Origin of the sequence: Litchfieldia alkalitelluris (genome assembly GCF_002153425.1) — a bacterium.
Classification (GTDB): Bacteria; Bacillota; Bacilli; order Bacillales; family Salisediminibacteriaceae; genus Evansella; species Evansella alkalicola.
The window spans coordinates 3,882,664-3,903,185 of the sequence record NZ_KZ119600.1 but is presented as its reverse complement, the minus strand read 5'-3'; the positions used below and the strand labels follow the sequence as shown (position 1 = coordinate 3,903,185).

The window sequence follows — 20,522 nt, the reverse complement described above, 5'->3', positions numbered from 1 at the left end:
ATCTTCTTTCTTTACTTTACCTACTTAGTTAATTGGTTGTACAAAGTTAATAAATAAAATTGAAAGCGCTAACTATTTAATTTTTCACAAGGGGTGATTAGAGTGTTAAAGGTTGCTATTATTGGAACTGGTGCTATTGCACCTTCTCATATTAACGGATATAAGGAGTTTTCAGATACTTGTGAAATTGTTGCACTATGTGATATATACCCAGAAAAAGCAGAGGCGGCCAATGAAAAGTATGGCTTAAACGCGCAAGTTTTCGATGACCACGTGAAGCTTTTAGAGCAGAATGATATTGACTTTGTGTCTGTTTGTACTCCCCCGTATACTCATGCAGAAATTACGATTAATTCCCTTAATGCTGGAAAACATGTCATTGTGGAAAAACCGATGGCCTCCTCCTTAGAAGAGTGCGATACAATGAATGCTGCAGCTAAGAAAAATGGGAAATTACTATCAGTCATTGCCCAGAATCGCTTCCGTACATCTATGATGAAGTTAAAGCAAATATTAGATACAAAGCTGATGGGTCCAATTGTACATACCCAGGTGGATTCGTTTTGGTGGCGAGGATACAGCTATTATGATCTTTGGTGGCGAGGTACTTGGGAAAAAGAAGGTGGAGGCTGCACACTAAATCATGCAGTACACCACATTGATATTTTTCAATGGATGAAAGGAATGCCTTCTGAAATTACGGCCATTACAAGTAACACGTCTCACGATAATGCAGAGGTAGAGGACATTTCCATTGCAATTGGTAAGTATGAGGATGGGAGCTTAGCTCAGATTACAAGTTCTGTTGTACACCATGGGGAAGAGCAACAATTAATTTTTCAAGGGAAAAAAGCACGTGTGTCTGCTCCTTGGAAGTTAAAGGCGTCATCTGCACAAGAAAATGGCTTTCCAGTAGAAGATCTTTCCTTAGAAAAAGAAATTCAATCGGCATACGATGCACTTCCAGAAGTGGAGTTTGAAGGGCATACAGGTCAAATTCATGATTTTCTTCAAGCTATTGAAGGGAATAAGGAATTGTTGGTTGATGGTATGCAGGGCAGAAAAACATTGGAATTAATAACAGCAATCTATCAATCAGCGAGCCTTGGTGAAAAGGTAAAACTACCTTTAACAGAGGAAAGCCCGTTTTATACACGGGAAGGATTATTAAATAATGCAACCTATTTTTATGAGAAAAAAAATAGTATTTCAAACTTCTCCGATAATACTATTACAACTGGTAGTGACGAAGATAACGCATAGTATAGACGTAATAGGAGTGAGTGACGATGAATAGAAATGACGGAATGAATTATGCCCCAAAGGGTTTTGATAATAAAGTTGTAGAAGCTGGTGAGTTCCGTTTTGCTGCAATTGGATTAGACCATGGGCATATTTATGGTATGTGTAATGGTCTAACGGAGGCTGGTGCAGAGCTAGTGGCTGTCTATGATCCCGATCCAAGCAAAGTTGAGGGCTTTCTAAAAGCTTTTCCAGAAGTGAAAGTAGCAGCATCTGAAGATGAAATCTATGAAGATGACACTATAAATCTAGTAGCCTGTGCCTCTATCCCTGTGGATCGCTATCAAGTAGGTCTTCGAGCGTTGGAGCACGGCAAACATTTTTTCGCTGATAAGCCTGCCTTTACCACCCTTGACCAAGTGAAGGAAGCGCGTAAAAAAGTTGAAGAAACTGGGTTGAAATGGGGGATCTACTATAGTGAACGCCTCCATGTCGAGAGTGCTATTTTCGCTGGCCAGTTGATCGATGAAGGTGCAATTGGTCGGGTAATTCAAGTAATTGGTACTGGTCCTCACCGCGCAAATGCACCGAGCAGACCTGACTGGTTCTTTGATCCAGAACAATACGGTGGAATTTTATGTGACATTGGAAGCCACCAAATTGAGCAGTTCCTTCATTTTGCTGGGGCTAAGGATGCTCAAGTTTTACACAGCAAAGTAGCTAATTACAATTATAAAGAGTACCCGAAATTTGAGGACTATGGTGATGCTACCCTTGTAGCAGATAATGGTGCTACATTCTATTTCCGTGTAGATTGGTTTACCCCAGATGGACTAGGGACTTGGGGAGATGGGCGTACTATTATTCTAGGGACAGAAGGATATATTGAAATACGCAAGTACATTGATATTGCCCGTGACCCGAATGGGGATCATCTCTACCTTGTTAACCAGGAAGGGGAAAAACACTTTGAGTGCTCAGGTAAGGTAGGTTGTCCTTACTTCGGAGAATTTATTTTAGATTGCTTGCATGGGACTGAAAATGCCATGACACAAGAGCATGCATTCCGTGCTGCTGAGCTTTGTATTGAAGCACAAAATATGGCGATTAATGTTGAGCCTGCAGTATCTGAGGGGTGATAACTTGATTAAAATAGAAGAGCTTCATCATGTGAGTTTGTCAGTAACTGACCTTGATAAAGCGAAGCATTTTTATAGTAACATCCTTGGTTTTGAGGAAATGAAGCGGCCAGACTTTGACTTTCCTGGAGCGTGGTACAGTATAGGAAAGCAACAGCTCCACTTAATTGTATACCCAGAGTCAAAGACCTTAAGATATGATCGTCAAGTGGAAAGTAAGGATGGTCATTTTGCGGTCCGAGTGAAGGATTATGAAGCAACATTGAAATACTTACAGGATCAAGGTGTCTCGATTGTAGAGAAAAGATTTAGTAAAAGTGGTTTTGCACAGATTTTTTGTGCTGATCCTGATGATAACTTAATTGAGTTTAATGTGGACCAAAAGGATCTAATCTAATATATGCGTTTTACGTTAAACGCTTTGCTATCGGCAATTTATTTACTAGATTGCCGATATCGTTTTTTAAACTATGACTAACGGGAAATGAGTCATGATGATGTAATGTAATTATATTCGCTGTAGGCTGCGCGGGCAGCTGGTGAAGCTACGCGCTGCCACATAGGCTACGAGAGCGCGCGACAATCGCTCATGATTTAGAAATAATAATTTTATTGGAGGGAATGGCATGTCACAGATTACTAACCCCATTTTACCTGGCTTTAATCCTGATCCATCAATTATTCGAGTTGGAGATGATTATTATATAGCTACTTCTACTTTTGAATGGTTCCCAGGTGTACAGATTCACCATTCTAGAGATTTGATTCATTGGAAGTTGATCGGGCACCCACTTTCAAGGAAGAGTCAGTTAGATATAAAAGGAAATGTTGATTCCGGTGGTGTTTGGGCACCGTGCCTTAGCTACGATAATGGAACGTATTACCTTATTTTCACAGATGTTAAAAGTCACTTTGGTGGCTTTAAGGATACACATAATTACCTCGTAACAGCGACGGATATAAAAGGGCCATGGTCAGAGCCAATCTACCTTAATAGTAGTGGATTTGATCCATCTTTATTTCATGACGATGATGGTCAAAAGTGGTTTGTGAATATGGTTTGGGATCATCGAAAGGGGAAGAATCGCTTCGGTGGTATTTTACTTCAAGAATACTCTGAGGCGGAGAAAAAATTAGTAGGTCCAATAAAAAATATATTCAAAGGATCTGAACTAGGTTTAACGGAAGCACCTCACATTTATAAAATTAATGGGTGGTACTACTTGATGACTGCAGAAGGTGGGACGAGGGTAAACCATGCTGTTACAATGGCAAGATCACGCTCCATTGAAGGTCCTTACGAAGTGGATCCAGAAAATCCGATGCTCACTTCAGCAAATAAAGCCCATCTTACATTGCAAAAAGCAGGGCACGGTAGCTTGGTGGAGACACAGAATGGCGAGTGGTATCTAGCTCATTTATGCAGTCGTTTCCTCTACCCTTCTGAGCGGAGTATTCTAGGTAGGGAAACTGCAATACAAAAATGTGAGTGGTCTGAGGAAGGCTGGCTTCGGGTTGTTGGTGGTAAGCATGGAGATGCACAAGTGAAGGTTCAAGCGCCAAATCTACCTGAACACCCATTTGTAAAGGAATCACCTCTTGATGACTTCGAAAATAAGGAATTGAACATTCACTTTAATTCCTTACGTGTTCCTATAGAAGATAGCTGGGCATCGTTAACAGAACGACCTGGATTTTTAAGGTTATATGGAAGAGAATCACTCAATTCCCTTCATAGGCAGAGCTTAATTGCGCGAAGGCAGCAAGCATTTAATATTAATGTGGAAACGGTTGTAGAATTTGAACCTGATAGCTTTCAGCAGTTGGCTGGTCTTATATACTATTATAATACGAAAAACTACTATTACTTGCATGTGAGCCATGATGAGGATTTAGGAAAATGTATTGGCATTCTTTCCAATACCAAAGGGATATATGATGAGCCATCAGAAGGTAGATTATCTATAGACAGTTGGGATCGGTGTTATCTAAAAGCGGAGATTCGTGAAGCTGATCTACAATTTTATTATTCTAGCAATGGCACTGATTGGATTAAGTTAGGCCCTATACTAGATGCAACAACTATTTCTGATGAACATGCGGATCAGTTTGTAAATGGCTACATCCTAGATCAAGGTTTTACAGGAGCCTTCATTGGTATGTGTGTACAAGATTTAACTGGACGCAATTTGCATGGGGATTTTGATTATTTTAAGTATGAAGAGATAGAATAAATATATTCATTGTTAATTGTAACTGACCTATAGGATTTAATTCCTGTAGGTCTTTTGGATGAATAAAATACCTAATTTACTTATAATTATAAGCGGAACTTGTATGTACTTTTACCATACAAGTTTTTCAGCTGTGCTAATTTATGACCATTAGGAAAACTAGTCTTTGTGTCAACCTTATAAAGTAAAGTTATAGTTTAAAAATATAAAGGGTTTACTTTTTTGGGAGTGAATGTCCAATTTTCCCATATGTTTTAACGCTTTTGTCACCGTCATATAAGTTTTTTGTCGAAATTTAAAAAATATGTTGCTATTACTTTGTAGTTGAAATATAATAAACTCATACGGACAATTCATTTAGTTTATAGGTTGAAATCTAAAGATGTTCGAATGAGAATTTAGTTTGATATTTTACTATTTTTTAATAATTTATTCTAAATATATTTTTTTATCTCATATGTAAGCGCTTTATGATGCTTTGAAAGGGGTGATTCAAATAGGATAATAATAGTTTCATTATGTTTTTAAATCTCATCAAAAAAAAGGGACAATTACTTACTTGAGAGGGGAAGTTATATGTTTAAGAGAATGAGTTGGTTGTTATTATTAATGTTATCATTGGTTTTAGTTTTTGCGGCATGTTCAACAGACGAGGATGCTGACACAGATGACCAAGATGACACACCTGAGACAGAAGATGCTGGTGAAGACACTGATGATGCTGATGGAGATGAAGGAGAAGCGTCTACTGGATATCAAACAGAACCAGTTGTAACATATTCCTTCTTTAATGCTGGAGGAACTGGACGCGACATTAATACAAATGAAACAGAATTAGGACAACTATTTGAAGAACAAACTGGTGTTAACTTCCAGTTAGAGCATAACGTTGGAGACGTAAACCAACGAGTTGGTGTTATGATAGCAAGTGGAGATTACCCAGATGTAATCGTTCCTGACTCTGCAATTGACGCACTATATGATGCAGAAGCATTCATTCCACTAGATGACTTACTAGAAGAGCATGGTCCTCACATTCTAGAAGCGTATGGTCCTTACCTTGACCAAATGAAAATGGACGGAGAAATTTTCTGGATTCCGTTTGGTGCTAATGTAAATGAATTCAAGCCAATGGCAAACATTGACCAAGGTGCTTTCTGGATTCAAAGAGCCGTACTTAAAGAAAATGGATACCCTGAAGTCACAACTTTAGATGAATATTTTGATCTTATTACTCAATACGCTGATGATAATCCTCAAATTGATGGAATGAATACGATTCCATTTACTGGTTTAACGTATGACTGGAGATTCTTTGCTTTCTCTAACATTCCGAACCATTTAGCTGGTTATCCAAACGATGGTGGCGTAATGATTGACATGGATACGCATGAAGCAACTGTTTATGCTGATTCTGAACATGCAAAGCGTTATTTACAGAAGTTAAATGAACTAAACGCAGAAGGATACCTAGATCAAGAAATGTTCGTTATGAACTATGATGAGTATTTAGGAAAACTATCTTCTGGTCGTGTATTAGGATTCTTTGACTATGGTTGGCAGTTTGGGGACGCACGTAATGCATTGAGAGATGCAGGAGACCCAGATAAAGAGTTTATGGCTTTACCAATCGTATTTGATGAAGGTATTGAAGATCAATATATAGATCCACCAGCATTTACAGGAAATCGTGGTGCAGCTATAACTGTTAATGCTGAAAATCCAGAGCGTATTATTCAATTCTGGGATAACCTTGTAAGAGAGGAAAACCAAAAGCTTATCATGTGGGGTTATGAAGGAGAGCACTACAACGTAGATGAAGATGGTTACTTCTATCGTACAGATGAGCAAATTGCTCTTATGCAAGACGAAAGCTTAAGACAAGATATTGGTATGACAGTATTTGAGTGGGATTGGCCACGTATCAATGGTTCATTCTCTGATGGGAATGCTGTTGAACCTCGTCGTCAACCTGAAGTTGCTCTAGCTGAGTATACTGAAAGTGACAGAGAAATTTTAGATGCATATGACATTAGTATGTTTGCAGAATTATTTGCTCAACCACAAGATCGTCCTTGGTATCCTGCTTGGAGTGCAAACATTGAGCAAGGTTCTCCAATTCAAATTTTTGAAGAGAGAGCAGAAGAATTACAAAAGCGTCACTATGCACGTATCGTATTAGCTGACCCAGCTGACTTCGAATCAGAGTGGGAAGATTTTGTAAATGCTTATCGTCAACTTGATGTAGATGAGTATGAAGCATTCTTTACAGAAGTAGTTCAAGCTCGTGTAAGGGGAGAATGGTAAGATAACCATTTTCTAATCGAATAAAGGATAAATAAGAATGGCTATGTCACACCCTTTATTGTGGTGTTGGCATAGCCATTTTTTTTATAGATTTGTTACATGAAATGCGGCGGGGAAATTGAGATTGTGTGAACTGTCGATAAACCGAGCTCTTACCGACAGATTTGAGTTTTTCACGAGTAAAACTGTCGATAAGGCGGGATGATACCGACAGATTTGAAAATTCCGCATGTAAATCTGTCGATAAGGCGAGTTAATACCGACAGATTTGAATTTTTTAGGAGTGAATCTGTCGATAAAGGGAGTTGATACCGACAGATTTGAATTTTTCAGGAGTGAATCTGTCGATAAAGGGAGTTGATACCGACAGATTTGAGTTTTTCAAAAGCAAAACTGTCGATAAAGCTGGTTGATACCGACAGATTTGAGTTTTTCACGAGTAAAACTGTCGATAAAGCTGGTTGATACCGACAGATTTGAGTTTTTCACGAGTAAAACTGTCGATAAGGCGAGCTGATACCGACAGATTTGAGTTTTTCAAGAGTAAAACTGTCGATAAAGCGAGTTAATACCGGCAGATTTGAGTTTTTCATGAGTAAAACTGTCGATAAGGCGAGCTGATACCGACAGATTTGAGTTTTTCAAGAGTAAAACTGTCGATAAAGCGAGTTAATACCGGCAGATTTGAGTTTTTCATGAGTAAAACTGTCGATAAGGCGAGCTGATACCGACAGATTTGAGTTTTTCAAGAGTAAAACTGTCGATAAAGCGAGTTAATACCGGCAGATTTGAGTTTTTCATGAGTAAAACTGTCGATAAGGCGAGCTGATACCGACAGTTTTGAGTTTTTCAAGAGTAAAACTGTCGATAAAGCGAGTTAATACCGGCAGATTTGAGTTTTTCATGAGTAAAACTGTCGATAAGGCGAGCTCATACCGACAGATTTGAGTTTTCCACGAGTAAAACTGTCGATAAAGCTGGTTGATACCGACAGATTTGAGTTTTCCACAAGCAAATCTGTCGATAAAACGAGCTGATACCGACAGATTTTAGGAATCGCAAGCAAAACTGTCGATAAGCCGAGTGCCGAGAGCTCATAACGACCGTTCTGAAGTTTATTATCTGCATATTTTCCCCCATAAATGAAAATGGTATTAAAGGAGAATGTAAATTAGGGGGCGACTCCTGTATGTGGAACGCCATTATGTGGGGAACAATTGCAGCTTCAGCTACATTACTTGGAGCGTTAGTTGTACTTAAGTTTACGATCCCTAGAAGAATTATTGGTTACATTATGGCTCTAGGGACTGGCGCTTTGATAGGTGCCACAACGTATGAATTGTTAGAGGAGTCATTAGAAATTAGTGGTTTTTTGGAGGTGGCAATCGGATTTTTAGGTGGTGCTCTGGTATTTACGGTCTTGGATTATTTTGTCTCCCATCGGGGTGGCCAACAGAGAAAGAACTCTGAAAGAACGCAGGAACAAGGGAATGAGGCACGGGAAGCGACAAACGGTGGAGTAGGGACAACTTCACTTTTTCATAAGCCTTCAACCAAAAAAAGCGATCACTCGTCTTCTAAAGGTTCGAGCTCAGGAAAAGGGATATTTATTGGGACTGTTATGGACACTTTGCCTGAGTCAGCAATGATTGGTATGAGCCTTATTGGAGGAGGAGGCGTAAGTCTTGCTTTAGTCGTTTCGATATTTATTAGTAATATCCCAGAGGGGCTGTCCAGTACTGTTGGTCTTCAAAAAAGTGGATATTCCACCAGAAAGATTCTTTTTTTATGGTTTCTTGTTGTGTTTTTCTCCGCACTATGTTCTTTAGCAGGGGCCACTTTACTAGAAATGGCCTCAAATGATATCAAAGCCATCGTAAGTTGTTTTGCAGGTGGCGCCATTATTGCAATGATTGCATCGACGATGATGCCAGAAGCGTACCGGGAAGGTGGACCAACTGTAGGTTTTGTAACCTCGATTGGTGTGTTTATTTCCCTTTGGTTACATTATCTGTGATGGAATTTGATGAATAATTTCTGAGAGCATTTTCAAGATCAGCATAATCTTGAAAATGCTTTTTTTATAGTGAAGAGCAAATAATGAGCAAAAAGTACATAAAAAAGTTAAATATAGGTATTTCATACTTATATTCAGGTGGAGATGATAGAACTATATACCTAAACAAATACCATAGTTTATACTTAAGGTGGGAGTATTATCTTGTAATTACAATTTGTATATACATTTTATATATAGAAAGGTCTAATGGACGCAACGAGGGGGGAGACATAGATGGAAAAGAGAATAAACCAGATTGAAAATACAGAAAAAAGATTTATGATGATTTTTATTACTTTACAAAATATCCTCTATTTTATAGTTGTAAGTTATTATTGGGGAACGGACTCAACCATATCAATATGGCTAAATATATTATTTGTGTTTGCCTTTATAGTGAATTATCTTCTTGGAAAATATAGTGCTAATGATGGCAGGGACTTATATGTTTTAATACTATGTACTATTAATATCACGATTGTATTTATTATGATTTCCTTGACTGGACATAAGGATAGTCCGTTCATGCCAATGTATTATTTGCCATCTATTTCATTTGCTGCAATGGTTATGTCAAGGGTGAGACATGGGGCCATTCTCTGGATTATTATGCTTGGAGTCGTTTATACAGGGCTTAATATGTATTTTTCAAATGCAGAGTTTACGGAGTGGATTAGGGCAGGAGTCTATATTATTTCTTATTTTACGTTAGGTTATAGCGTTATGTTTTTGCAGGTTCGATTAAGACATATGGCGTATCATTTGAAAATTGATTACTTAACAAATTTATATAATAAAAAAACAGGGGAGCAGATGATTGAAGAACAGTTGCTTGAGGCAAAGGATACAGGTAGTCCTGTCAGTATCTGCTTTTGTGATATTGATGATTTTAAAACGGTGAATGACAAACATGGTCATTTATTTGGAGATTTCATTTTGAAAAAAATAGCCACTTTGATGAAAAACAATCTGCCAGAAAATGCATCGGTTGTAAGATGGGGCGGAGATGAATTGCTAATCATTCTTAAAGGTTTTAAAAAAAATGAAGCCAGTGAAATAATGGAATCCATTAGAATAATGATTGAAGAGGAATCATTTATTTATGATAAACAAGCATTGAAAATTACAATTAGTGCAGGTGTAGTGGAAGCAGCTGATTTAAATTATGATGTCTTAAAGGTTTTATCTGAAGCAGATAAGCTGTTATATCGCTCGAAGAATGATGGGAAGAATCAGATTAGGGTATTGAAATAGAGTTAATTATTAGTCGGGGTACTGCTAACGTAAAAAGCAACCCTGACTTTTTTGTAGGAGTTAAATTCTATAGAATTCGTAGTATGATAGATGTAAATGTCGTTGATGAAGAAGGAGGGGGATTGGGTTGAAGATTATTGTTGCTTCTGACTCTTTCAAGGGCTCACTCACAAATATACAAGTATCATCTATCATGAAGCGAGCGATTAATTCTTTTGATGAAAACATAGAGGTGTTAGAAATTCCCATGGCAGATGGGGGAGAAGGAACCGTTGATGCGATCCTATTGGGAATTCCCAATAGCAAGAAGATCTTTTGTAACGTGGAGGATCCTTTGGGACGAGATATTGAAACGTATTATGGGTGGATTCCAGAGGGGAAAATAGCTGTTATTGAAACGGCAGCTGCATCAGGATTACCTCTTTTAAGTGACGAGGAGAAGAGCCCAGCTCGTGCAACAACATTTGGTACGGGACAGCTCATTTTAAATGCCCTCAACCGTGGGGGCAAGTCGATCATTTTAGGACTTGGTGGGAGTGCGACTGTGGATGCTGGTGTTGGTCTCTTTCAAGCCCTAGGTCTGAAGGTTTTCGACCATGATGGCGTTGAAATGCATCGTGTCGGAGGGGAGCTCGGTCGTATTGCTCGAATAGACACTAGGCACATAGATCGAAGGCTATATGATGTAAAAATTGTAGTAGCCTCTGATGTGACGAACCCTTTACTCGGGGATAATGGGGCGATTCGTGTTTTTGGCCCACAAAAGGGTGTCACAGCGGATCAAATCGAGACATTTGAAGCAGGAATGGTTCATTTTTCTAAGGTGGTTATAGATGCTTTAGGAAAAAATATGGTGAATTCACCTGGCAGCGGGGCTGCTGGAGGTATTGGTTTTATGCTGAAATCATTATTGGACGTGGAGTTCCGTAGTGGCTTGGACATTGTCGTCGAGACATCTCACTTTGCGAAGCATTTGAAAAATTGCGACCTTGTTTTTACAGGAGAAGGAAGGGTTGATGGACAAAGTCTTTACGGGAAAGTTCCTGTAGGTATAGGGAGGCTAGCAAAAGCGCAAAGTGTTCCTGTCATTGCATTTACAGGTGCAGTTGGTGAAGGGGAGGATCGAGTCCGAGCTGAGGGAATTTCTGCTGTCGTTCCAATTGTAGACAGGCCAATGCCCCTTCACGAGGCCATGAAGGAGAGTGAGTTGTTGTTATATAATGCGGTAAAAAGGACGCTGGATTTATACCAACTAGGAAGAAACAATAATATAAACGGCTAAAATACTGTTAGCTTGATGGTATATCTGGGATTTTAATAATGGGCTTCTTTTCTAAGAGTGCCAAAAAGTTTTTCCGATAAATAACTAATAAAGTGCTGTGGCAAATAACTAAAACGATGGCAAGTAAAAGTAAGCTTGGATCCATAAATATATGTAACAAAAGGATATTAGCGATTATCGGTGCTAAGATAGCAAGGGCTAATGGTACAAACCGGTTAGATAATAGTAAGATGCCGCAAATTACTTCTAATGATTTTTCAAAAACTAGTAAATAGTCAAATTGAAATATCTCCATCGCTGCATCACTTGTCTCAATAAAAGGATCTATCCCAAAAATAACAAAGAAGCCGTTTATTCCTGCACCTAAAAAAATGATCCCTAAAATCAATCTTGAAACTAAAGTAAGTAATTTAGTCATCCTTAACCCCTCCATGGAACTTTGATATTTTACATATATTCATAGAATAAATAGGAAATACCTTCTTGGAATTATTTAGTTATGTTAAAAGTTCACTAAAACCACTGTAAGAGGTGTTGTTGTTGATATGGCAACCACCAGATCGCTTTCCAAGGGCAAGACTTCAGCTTCCACGGGAAAAGCGTCCACCAGCAACGAATTGGTGTAAGGTTATATATTTGATATACAAGAAGAAATAGTTTGGTATAATCATTTAATATTGGTTTTAACGAAGCTAGTTTCGATTCAGAAGCGAGTTTATATTTTGGAGGAATGTTGAACATGGAGGCATTGCGAGTTATATGCCATATAGCAATATTGTACATATTTTATTATATAGGAATAGTAATTCAATCTTTTTTAAACCTTCCTATACCAGGGAGTGTTATTGGGATGCTTCTGTTTTTCACCGCATTAACAACGAATCTTATTAAACCTGCATGGGTAAAAGATGGTGCTCATTTCCTTATTAAGTATCTCCCTCTCTTTTTTATTCCAGCAACAGTGGGAATGATGAATTATTTTGATTTATTTTTCGGCAAGGGGTTTTTACTTATTCTCATCGTTTTATTTAGTACTTTACTTGTGATGATTATTGCGGGAAGGCTAAGTCAAAGGTTAGCACCCGATTTAACCGAGGGGACAACTTCTTCCGATGAAACGGTGAGGGAGGTTCAAAATGGATAAAATTTTGCCAATCCTGATCATCATGGGAATCATTTTAGTTTATTTAGGGTGCAGATACATTTATATGAAATATCAGTCCCCTTTTACATTGCCTGTACTACTTGCAACTGTGGTAATTATTGTGATTCTGCTTACATTTAATGTCTCCTATGAAACATTTTTAACCGGTGGGAAATGGATCGATATGCTTTTGGGACCTGCTGTGGTGGCTTTGGCATACCCCCTTTATAATCAGCGCAAACTGTTAAAAGACTTCTATATACCAATAACAATTGGAGTTTTCACTGGAGCATTGATTGGAGTAATGAGTGGTGTTATCTTAGCTAAGTTGCTACGATTCAACGATTCTATTTTATATTCCATCGCACCGAAATCTGTCACGACACCAGTGGCAATGGATATTTCAGGCTCATTAGGTGGAATATCTCCTCTAGCGGCAGTATTTGTAATGATTGCAGGAATAGGCGGGGCCGTAATGAGTACTTTTACATTCAAATATACTGGTATCAATCATTTTATCGGGCGTGGGGTTGGAATCGGCTGTGCATCACATGCGATTGGAACCTCTAAAGCCATGGAATATGGGGAAAAAGAAGGCGCAGTAAGTACCATTGCCATGGTAATGAGTGCAGTGATCGTATCCCTCATTAGCCCTCTCGTGTTGCTGTTGTTTTAGCTTGGAGTAGCTAGAGTGTTATGGGTAGCTAGAATACTAGTCCGGGTTACGTTGTAGTATTTCCAATATAGAGAATGAAGACTGAACACGTGCTAAGAGTTGATTTCAGTCTTCATTTTTCATCATATATAAAACTTAATCTACTACAAAATCCTTCTTGCGAGAATTTAACTACTCAGGGTCGTTAGAATAATGATTAAATTCGTAGAAATAAACGTCCCTAACTCTAAAGCTATATTTATCTTTATCCCCGTTACTATCTCTCACTTGGATTGTACTAAAATCCTCTTCGATGGAATCTAGTAGCATGTCGTAAAATTCAGTTAGCCAATCATCTGTAAATAGTAGTTCTTCCACATCAACGCTGAACAAAGGGGTCTGACTAGTATAGCTAACAACTTGTTCTGGAATGGAGGGTTTAAAAAAACGTATGATTTCTGCATGAATGGCACCTTCAACGGAAGTAATCTCTGAGAGAATTTCCCCTTCAAGTAAATCCACACGATTTTTTACAGCTAATAAGAATTTATCATATCTCTGATCTTCATAGTTGAAACAATTGTCTGTCTCGACGACAACGTAAACTGTACCAAATATCTCGTGAAATACTTTTGCTTTCTGATAGAGTTCTTCCACTCTCCCCATATTAGCACCCCCATATAAAACCTATGAAAGGGCTCGGCTAAAAATCACAAGAACCATTTTACAAATTGACCTATAGGAATTTCACCAGGTTGACAGGCCCTCTCGAGTTTTGAGAGAGAATGTTGTCGAAAATATAGTAATTTCGCAATACTTTGACGAAAACCCCAAATTTTTTCAAAAATCATTTATAATTGTTTGATGGTAATAATATCCACACTTAGCAACTAAGATAATAAAATTCATAATCTATTTTTCGCAGTATTAAATAAAGTAAGAGCCTGATTCATATTCATCTATTGTTTAGGCATTGCATTGTTGCATTGCTAAGCGTGGAGGAAGTAATGATTAAAAAAAGAGGAAGGAGAGAGGTTGAATGAAGTGTGAAAATTGTGGTCGAGAATTGAGTTTGTCTGACAAGGTTTGTATGGAATGTGGAAATCCAGTTCTTAAAGATGAAACTGCCGCGGCAACTGCTGACGTAGTGGAATCTCCTCCAGTACAACAACAGGGGAATGAAAGTGCTCTACCTGTTGAAGTAGAGGCAGATGAGGGGAAAAGTAGTAATGAGTATGTTGAAAAGACAGTGGAAATTTCAAAGAATTATTGGGGCTTTATTTTAGAGAATTTAAAGGCACCTACTAAGAGGGGCTTTGAAAATACGTCCAAGGACTTTATCTTCGGTTATATTAATATTTTTCTAATATCTTTGTTCCTAGGTTTGGGAATGTTTTTTCAGATAAGAGGTTCATTAGGTCCTTTTGGAAGTATGGTGGGGATTGGTTTTTGGAATGTCTTCCCATCAGTTTTATTATTTACTCTTGCTGCCTTTGTTGTAGGCGCTGCAGTAATATTCGGTGCCTTGAAGCTAATTAGTAAAGTTAACGTTTCTTTTCATGATATTGTTGGGCGATTTGGAACGCTAATTACCTTATGTACGCTGTTGGCAGCCGCTTACTTTATCATTAGTATCCTTGGCGTAACAATGCTGACTGGATTTATATTACTACTTTTAATTGCAGGTGCTCAAATTGCGGTTATTTTAACGTTAAACTCGTACCAAGAATCTGCACAAGGAACACTGGATCCAATTTACACAATATTTATTACGTATGCTGTGTATTTCATCTATTTAGGTCTTACTGCACAAATGATATTAGAAACGGTTATTAGTAATCTGATTCCATTTGGATTCTAATAAAATCAACTCTATATTAAAACCACATTGTCCTTTAACAAAGCGATATGAAAAAATGAGAAACGTCTCCACCAATCGTTGGAGGCGTTTTTATTTGGAACAAGATAACCTTATAAAGTATAAAACACCATAGGATAGAAAAATTAAGAGATGACGATATCCGAAAGGTGCTGAACTTCACCTTATACATAACATAATAATATGTTTCAAAATAACAGAAAACTTATTGACAATGATTCTCAATAACATTATACTCTAAATTGAGTGAGGTTGATAATCATTCTCATTGAGCTTAACTCTAACTAATTTTTATTGATGATAACATCAAATGAAATAGTAATATGCTAGTAGCTTTGGAGATGGGATCAGCTAGGTAAGGATTAATTACATAAAACATAGGGGGTAAACAAGATGAATAAGGCACTAAAAGTATTATTATTTGGCTTATTAGCAGTTTCGCTTTTCTTGGTTGTAGGTTGTGGAGATGATCAAGGCGACTCACAATCTGAGCAAGGGACGGGAGATACTGAAGACGAAGGGGAAGTAGTGGAAGTTGCTGGTGAACTTGTTGTATACTCATCACGTAACGAAAACTTTGTTCAACCACTTTTAGATAAATTTGAAGAAGAAACAGGTATCACAGTTTTAGCTCTTCATGGTGCAAATCCACTTCAGCTCCAACAAGAAGCGGGAAATGTACAGGCTGATGTTTTTATCTCAAATGATATGGGAGCAATGGGTTACCTTCATAATCAAGGAATCTTAGAAGGTGCTGATATTGATGGAATAGATTCAATACCAGCTGATTTTCGTGCAGATGACAATGCGTATTTCGCAATCTCTGCAAGATCTCGCGGTTTCATCTATAATAAAGATATGATTACGGAAGAGGAAATGCCGAAAAGTATTGAGGACTTATTTGATCCTAAATGGTCTGAAGTTGAAAATGGCTATGCAATCACCCGTGGTGGAAACGGTGGTATGATCGGAAACGTATCCGCTTTACGTTTTGAGTGGGGCGATGATAAAACAGCAGAGTGGGTTTCTGCCATAAGAGAAAATGCGGCAGGAATTTATGAAGGCCATGGTGATATTAGGAGAGCAGTCGGTGCTGGAGAGCATTCTTTCGGCTTAGTTAATAATTATTACTTCCACCAACAATTATTAGAGCCATCTGATAATAATGTTGGATTTATATATGTAGATCAAGAAGAAGATCAAATGGGTGTAATTGCCAATGCTGCTGGAGCAGGGCTTGTAAGTGGCGCTCCAAATCAAGAAAATGCTATTGTATTTTTAGAATGGTTGTTAGAGCCAGAAAATCAAGTTGCTTTTGTTGGTGAATCTTTAGAGCTACTGATCAATTCAGAATATGGTGCTCAGTATCCAGAAGAAGTTGAACCGTATATTGTTGAATTCGATGAACTTAAGGTTCAAGATATGCCAATTAAGGAGCTTGGAAACTACTTTGAGGGAACAACTAACTTAATTGAGGATTCTGGTTTAGATCTTGATTTAAGATAAAGAAAGAGAATATAGTGACTGACACCGGGAGAGGGCATGATGGATAAAGACAATAGACAAAAGTCGAACCAAAACGAAAAACATAATGCTAAGGTTGGAGAAGAAACTTCTCCAACCCTTCTCCATTTCTTCCGTAGAAAGTGGTATAGTTTGTGGCGCGGAAATCCACCGGGAATGATTTTACTTTCATGGGGAGTCATCGTAGGAATTATCATGTCCATTCCGATCATTTATGTGGTATGGAACTCCCTATTCGCAGGTGCAGACCGCTGGCGGAGATTATTAGACGGGAGAATTCCACAGTTGTTGTGGGATACGTTCTCCTTAACCTTTGCTGTCACATTATGTGCCTTGATCATTGGGGTATCTTTGGCATGGATAGTTGTACGGACAGACGTTCCAGGTAGAAAACATTGGCAATGGCTCATGGCTCTTCCTTTAGTTATACCGCCATACGTAGGTGCCGTAACGTATATTATTGTTTTCGGTCCTAGTGGTTGGATGCGTGACTTTTGGCGTGATACACCTTGGTTAGTGGATACGTTCGGAAATTATCCATTAAATATTTATTCGTTTTGGGGAGTGTTCTTTGTTTTGACCATGTTCACATACCCATATGTTTTCCTCATTGCTAGTGCATCGTTAAGAAAAATGAATCGAAACTTTGAAGAGGTAGCGAGATCACAGGGTATGAATACATCACAAATATTTTGGAAAGTAAATCTTCCGTTTTTAAGACCTGCAATTGGAGCAGGTGCTATACTAATTTCTTTGTATGTGCTCTCTGACTTTGGTGCTATTGCTATGTTGCGATATGTAACCTTTACTGCAGCTATTTATTTTCAACAGGCTAGCTTTGATACAGCAGCTGCTTCCGTATTGAGTCTTGTATTAATTATTCTTACTGTCGGTATACTGTGGATTGAATCAAGAACACGTAGGAAAAACAAGTATTATCAAACTACTAACTCTTATAAAGTACCTGACACGTTACCGTTAGGGAAATGGAAACCATTCACGTTATTGTATGTGATCGTCATTTTCTTTTTATCTGTGATTTTACCTATTGCTGTTTTAATCTATTGGTCTATCGTAGGTATTGAAAGGGGCGCCATCGACGAAAGATTCTTTGGTTTTGCTTGGAACAGCTTGAAAGTATCTGGATTTGCAGCTTTATTATGTATGGTCCTTGCTATGCCTATTATTTATTTAAAATCACGATACCCATCCGTCATCTCAAGTGCCATTGATAAATTGAGCTATGCTGGATATGCTTTACCAGGGGTTATTGTTGCACTTGGGTTTGTGTTCATATTCAACAACCATATACCATGGTTATACAACACATTTTATATGGTTGCTTTAGCTTTTGTTGTACGATTCCTACCTCAGGCAATGCAAGCTGGGGAAGCTTCATTAAGTCTCGTATCACCAAGAATTGATGAAGCAGCAAGGAGTTTAGGATATCCGCCATGGAAAGTCATGATTAAGGTGATCATTCCAACCATCCTACCAGGGGTGTTGGCTGGTGGAGCCCTTGTTTTCGTAAGTTCGATTAAGGAACTTCCAGCAACTTTAATGTTACGGCCACCTGGTTTTGACACATTAGCAGTTAGGGTATATTACGAAGCTTCCGAGGCGTTATACCATCAAGCGGCCCCTGCAGCCTTATTAATTGTGTTAGTATCCATTATTCCGTTACGTTATTTATTGAAAAAGTATTAACTTATAGTAGTGACGTGAAAAGCCATCCTGGATACGGGGTGGTTTTTTGTTTGTCCTGTATTTGAAATGTACTAAATTCCCTGATTGAAGTTAATACTAATAACAGAAATTCAATCTATATTTTTGCCACCGAGGAGGTGGAATGTGTGAGTGAAAGTATTATTGTAGGTTCAAAGGCGCCGGAATTTAAACTATCTTCAACCATAAAGGAAAAGATATCTTTGTCAGATTACAGAGGAAAGAAGAATGTCCTCGTTGCTTTTTATCCCCTTGACTTCACACCTGGCTGAATCAAGGAAATCACCTCTTGGAAAGAGGACTATCAGAAGTTTGAAACACTAAATGCAGAAGTTTTAGCCATCAGTGTAGATCATATTTATGCCCATAATGTTTTTGCAGCGAGTCTCGGAACATTGCCATATCCGTTACTTTCAGACTGGCACAAACAGACAGTGAAGGATTATGGCGTGTTTCATGAAAAAAATGAGACAGCCATCCGCTCGGTTTTTGTGATAAATAAAGATGGTATAGTTACTTACGTTAACACTGCCTTTGATGCGAAAAAACAAGAAGATTATGAGGAAGTGTTTGCTCAATTGGAAAAACTGGTGTAGGAAGAAAATAAGGAGTGGAAGGGTACCCATATTGTTTATTGGGTACCCTTTTCCATTGAGCTAAGAAATCTGCTGCAGAAGAATAACGTAAATAAAGTATAATAAAGGAGAGGGGGGAGGTTAACAATATGAATCTTAATGAGATACTTTTAACAAACGGAAAAATATATACAGGAAAAGGATTTTTACCAGGAAGCGTACATATAATTAATGGAAAAATCGTTAATGTTTGGACCGGTAGCAATTTAGAAATAGAACAGCAAGAAACAGCCTCGCAACCGCCCCATACAACCACAAAAGGTAACGTTGAAACGATTGATTTACTTGGCAATTATCTAGTTCCAGGTTTCATAGATGTTCATATACATGGGGGAAATGGCTATGATGTCATGCAGGCAACTTCTCCTCAAGAAATAAATGAAATAAGTATATTCCTTGCTAAACATGGCACCACTACTTTTTTCCCAACCACCCTTACTGCACCTAGAGAAGACATTGAAGCTTCACTAACCAACATCACGGAAGCAAAGGAGCAAGGAACAGAAGGGGCGAGCATTGCTGGGGTTCATCTAGAGGGACCCTTCATTAACGAAAAAAGAGCGGGGGCACAGAATTCAGCACATATTCGGAACCCCTCCATAGAAGAATTAAAACGATATCAATATATCTTTAAAAATCAAGTGAAGCTACTCACTATTGCACCTGAAATGCCTGGGGCACTTGAATGTATTCAATACGCAGTGGGAGAGGGAATAGTATGTTCCGTAGGTCATTCCGATGCAACAATGAACATGGTAAAGTCAGCAATTAATCATGGGCTCAGTCATGTGACACATTTATTTAATGGAATGCGCCCTCTTCACCATCGTGAACCAGGAGTAGCAGGTGCCGCCCTAATGCTCGATTCGCTTACGGTCGAATTGATTAGTGATGGCATTCATGTACACCCTGATGTCTTAGATTACATCTGTAAAGCGAAGCCACGAGAAAACATCATACTCATTTCTGATGCTACGTCAGCGGCTGGGCTCGGAGATGGGGAGGAGTGTCATTTAGGTGGACTTCCTTGTTTTATAAAAAATGGAGAGGTTCGTCTCCAAAAAACTGGGGATCTAGCAGGTAGTTGTTTAACTTTGGATAAAGCTTTAAGAAATATGATGAGGTTTACGAATGAAAGCTTGGAAGCAGTAATACCCTTATTAACGGAGAACCCTGCTCGGAAAATGGGGTTAGGCGATATGATAGGCGCTATAAAGGAAGGGTATGATGCAGATCTTGTTGTACTAAATGAAGACTACTATGTGCTGAAGACGTTTGTGAAGGGGAGAGAGGTATAATGGTACAGCCAGAGGAAAGGGAGTAGCCTGCAGTCAATTCAATTACAGAATGTCTGTTTTCACGGTAGACTATTAAAGAAACTCCATAAATTTAACATAAAATTCCTAACCTATCAATCTTCCAGTTTTGATATAATAAAACAAT

Annotated in this window: 17 protein-coding genes; 15 read left to right on the top strand and 2 right to left on the bottom strand. The window is 38.3% G+C overall.

What is annotated here, in order from left to right; genetic code table 11:
- Positions 1-102: 102 nt before the first annotated feature.
- From BW724_RS18595 to BW724_RS18560, 8 genes are all read left to right on the top strand, one after another.
- A complete protein-coding gene (locus BW724_RS18595; RefSeq protein ID WP_088076635.1) occupies positions 103-1,263 on the top strand; it encodes a Gfo/Idh/MocA family protein in 1,161 nt (386 codons plus the stop codon).
- Positions 1,264-1,289: 26 nt separating this feature from the next.
- Positions 1,290-2,381, top strand: coding sequence for a Gfo/Idh/MocA family protein (locus BW724_RS18590; RefSeq protein ID WP_088076634.1), 1,092 nt, complete (start codon positions 1,290-1,292; stop codon positions 2,379-2,381).
- A gap of 4 nt (positions 2,382-2,385) precedes the next feature.
- Entirely contained in the window at positions 2,386-2,778 is a 393-nt protein-coding gene (locus BW724_RS18585) for a VOC family protein (protein WP_088076633.1), read from the top strand.
- Positions 2,779-3,007: 229 nt separating this feature from the next.
- A complete protein-coding gene (locus BW724_RS18580; protein ID WP_088076632.1) occupies positions 3,008-4,615 on the top strand; it encodes a glycoside hydrolase family 43 protein in 1,608 nt (535 codons plus the stop codon).
- Between the two features lie 576 nt (positions 4,616-5,191).
- On the top strand, positions 5,192-6,922 hold the full coding sequence (locus tag BW724_RS18575; RefSeq protein ID WP_088076631.1) for an ABC transporter substrate-binding protein: 1,731 nt from the start codon (positions 5,192-5,194) through the stop codon (positions 6,920-6,922).
- Positions 6,923-8,111: 1,189 nt separating this feature from the next.
- Positions 8,112-8,939 (top strand): ZIP family metal transporter, encoded by an 828-nt coding sequence (locus BW724_RS18570; protein WP_088076630.1) that lies wholly within the window; start codon positions 8,112-8,114, stop codon positions 8,937-8,939.
- A gap of 276 nt (positions 8,940-9,215) precedes the next feature.
- Positions 9,216-10,235 (top strand): GGDEF domain-containing protein, encoded by a 1,020-nt coding sequence (locus BW724_RS18565; RefSeq protein WP_088076629.1) that lies wholly within the window; start codon positions 9,216-9,218, stop codon positions 10,233-10,235.
- A 127-nt stretch (positions 10,236-10,362) separates the two neighbouring features.
- A complete protein-coding gene (locus tag BW724_RS18560) occupies positions 10,363-11,517 on the top strand; it encodes a glycerate kinase (RefSeq protein WP_235849015.1) in 1,155 nt (384 codons plus the stop codon).
- 7 nt (positions 11,518-11,524) lie between these two features.
- Here BW724_RS18560 and BW724_RS18555 read toward each other — a convergent pair whose 3' ends face one another.
- Entirely contained in the window at positions 11,525-11,935 is a 411-nt protein-coding gene (locus BW724_RS18555; RefSeq protein ID WP_088076627.1) for a DoxX family membrane protein, read from the bottom strand.
- 321 nt (positions 11,936-12,256) lie between these two features.
- Here BW724_RS18555 and BW724_RS18550 point away from each other — a divergent pair, with 321 nt between their 5' ends.
- Together BW724_RS18550 and BW724_RS18545 are read left to right on the top strand one after the other, a co-directional pair.
- A complete protein-coding gene (locus BW724_RS18550; protein WP_088076626.1) occupies positions 12,257-12,661 on the top strand; it encodes a CidA/LrgA family protein in 405 nt (134 codons plus the stop codon).
- The gene (locus tag BW724_RS18545; protein WP_088076625.1) at positions 12,654-13,337 is read left to right on the top strand and encodes an LrgB family protein; all 684 of its coding nucleotides are present in this window, start codon (positions 12,654-12,656) and stop codon (positions 13,335-13,337) included. Before BW724_RS18550 ends, BW724_RS18545 begins: the two co-directional genes overlap by 8 nt.
- 171 nt (positions 13,338-13,508) lie before the next feature.
- Here BW724_RS18545 and BW724_RS18540 read toward each other — a convergent pair whose 3' ends face one another.
- Positions 13,509-13,982, bottom strand: a complete 474-nt coding sequence (locus BW724_RS18540) for a hypothetical protein (protein ID WP_088076624.1) — start codon at positions 13,980-13,982, stop codon at positions 13,509-13,511.
- Positions 13,983-14,355: 373 nt separating this feature from the next.
- On the opposite strand from BW724_RS18540, the gene BW724_RS18535 reads away from it, so the two are divergent.
- The 5 genes from BW724_RS18535 to nagA all read left to right on the top strand — a co-directional run bounded on the left by BW724_RS18535 (position 14,356) and on the right by nagA (position 20,377).
- Positions 14,356-15,177: a zinc ribbon domain-containing protein gene (locus tag BW724_RS18535; protein WP_088076623.1), complete on the top strand. Its 822-nt coding sequence runs from the start codon at positions 14,356-14,358 to the stop codon at positions 15,175-15,177.
- Positions 15,178-15,588: 411 nt separating this feature from the next.
- A complete protein-coding gene (locus BW724_RS18530; RefSeq protein WP_088076622.1) occupies positions 15,589-16,701 on the top strand; it encodes an extracellular solute-binding protein in 1,113 nt (370 codons plus the stop codon).
- 39 nt (positions 16,702-16,740) lie between these two features.
- The gene (locus BW724_RS18525) at positions 16,741-18,426 is read left to right on the top strand and encodes an ABC transporter permease (protein WP_088076621.1); all 1,686 of its coding nucleotides are present in this window, start codon (positions 16,741-16,743) and stop codon (positions 18,424-18,426) included.
- A gap of 137 nt (positions 18,427-18,563) precedes the next feature.
- Positions 18,564-19,040 (top strand): redoxin domain-containing protein, encoded by a 477-nt coding sequence (locus BW724_RS18515; protein WP_328588727.1) that lies wholly within the window; start codon positions 18,564-18,566, stop codon positions 19,038-19,040.
- A gap of 128 nt (positions 19,041-19,168) precedes the next feature.
- Positions 19,169-20,377, top strand: coding sequence for an N-acetylglucosamine-6-phosphate deacetylase (nagA, locus tag BW724_RS18510; RefSeq protein ID WP_088076618.1), 1,209 nt, complete (start codon positions 19,169-19,171; stop codon positions 20,375-20,377).
- The last annotated feature ends 145 nt before the right edge of the window (positions 20,378-20,522 follow it).

What these genes read in the sequence shown, in the direction of transcription:
- BW724_RS18590 (WP_088076634.1), top strand. Translation starts at nt 1,290, where the DNA reads ATGAATAGAAATGACGGAATGAATTATGCCCCAAAGGGTTTTGATAAT.
- BW724_RS18580 (WP_088076632.1), top strand. Translation starts at nt 3,008, where the DNA reads ATGTCACAGATTACTAACCCCATTTTACCTGGCTTTAATCCTGATCCA.
- BW724_RS18575 (WP_088076631.1), top strand. Translation starts at nt 5,192, where the DNA reads ATGTTTAAGAGAATGAGTTGGTTGTTATTATTAATGTTATCATTGGTT.
- BW724_RS18570 (WP_088076630.1), top strand. Translation starts at nt 8,112, where the DNA reads ATGTGGAACGCCATTATGTGGGGAACAATTGCAGCTTCAGCTACATTA.
- BW724_RS18565 (WP_088076629.1), top strand. Translation starts at nt 9,216, where the DNA reads ATGGAAAAGAGAATAAACCAGATTGAAAATACAGAAAAAAGATTTATG.
- BW724_RS18555 (WP_088076627.1), bottom strand. Translation starts at nt 11,935, where the DNA reads ATGACTAAATTACTTACTTTAGTTTCAAGATTGATTTTAGGGATCATT.
- BW724_RS18550 (WP_088076626.1), top strand. Translation starts at nt 12,257, where the DNA reads ATGGAGGCATTGCGAGTTATATGCCATATAGCAATATTGTACATATTT.
- BW724_RS18545 (WP_088076625.1), top strand. Translation starts at nt 12,654, where the DNA reads ATGGATAAAATTTTGCCAATCCTGATCATCATGGGAATCATTTTAGTT.
- BW724_RS18540 (WP_088076624.1), bottom strand. Translation starts at nt 13,982, where the DNA reads ATGGGGAGAGTGGAAGAACTCTATCAGAAAGCAAAAGTATTTCACGAG.
- BW724_RS18535 (WP_088076623.1), top strand. Translation starts at nt 14,356, where the DNA reads ATGAAGTGTGAAAATTGTGGTCGAGAATTGAGTTTGTCTGACAAGGTT.
- BW724_RS18530 (WP_088076622.1), top strand. Translation starts at nt 15,589, where the DNA reads ATGAATAAGGCACTAAAAGTATTATTATTTGGCTTATTAGCAGTTTCG.
- BW724_RS18525 (WP_088076621.1), top strand. Translation starts at nt 16,741, where the DNA reads ATGGATAAAGACAATAGACAAAAGTCGAACCAAAACGAAAAACATAAT.
- nagA (WP_088076618.1), top strand. Translation starts at nt 19,169, where the DNA reads ATGAATCTTAATGAGATACTTTTAACAAACGGAAAAATATATACAGGA.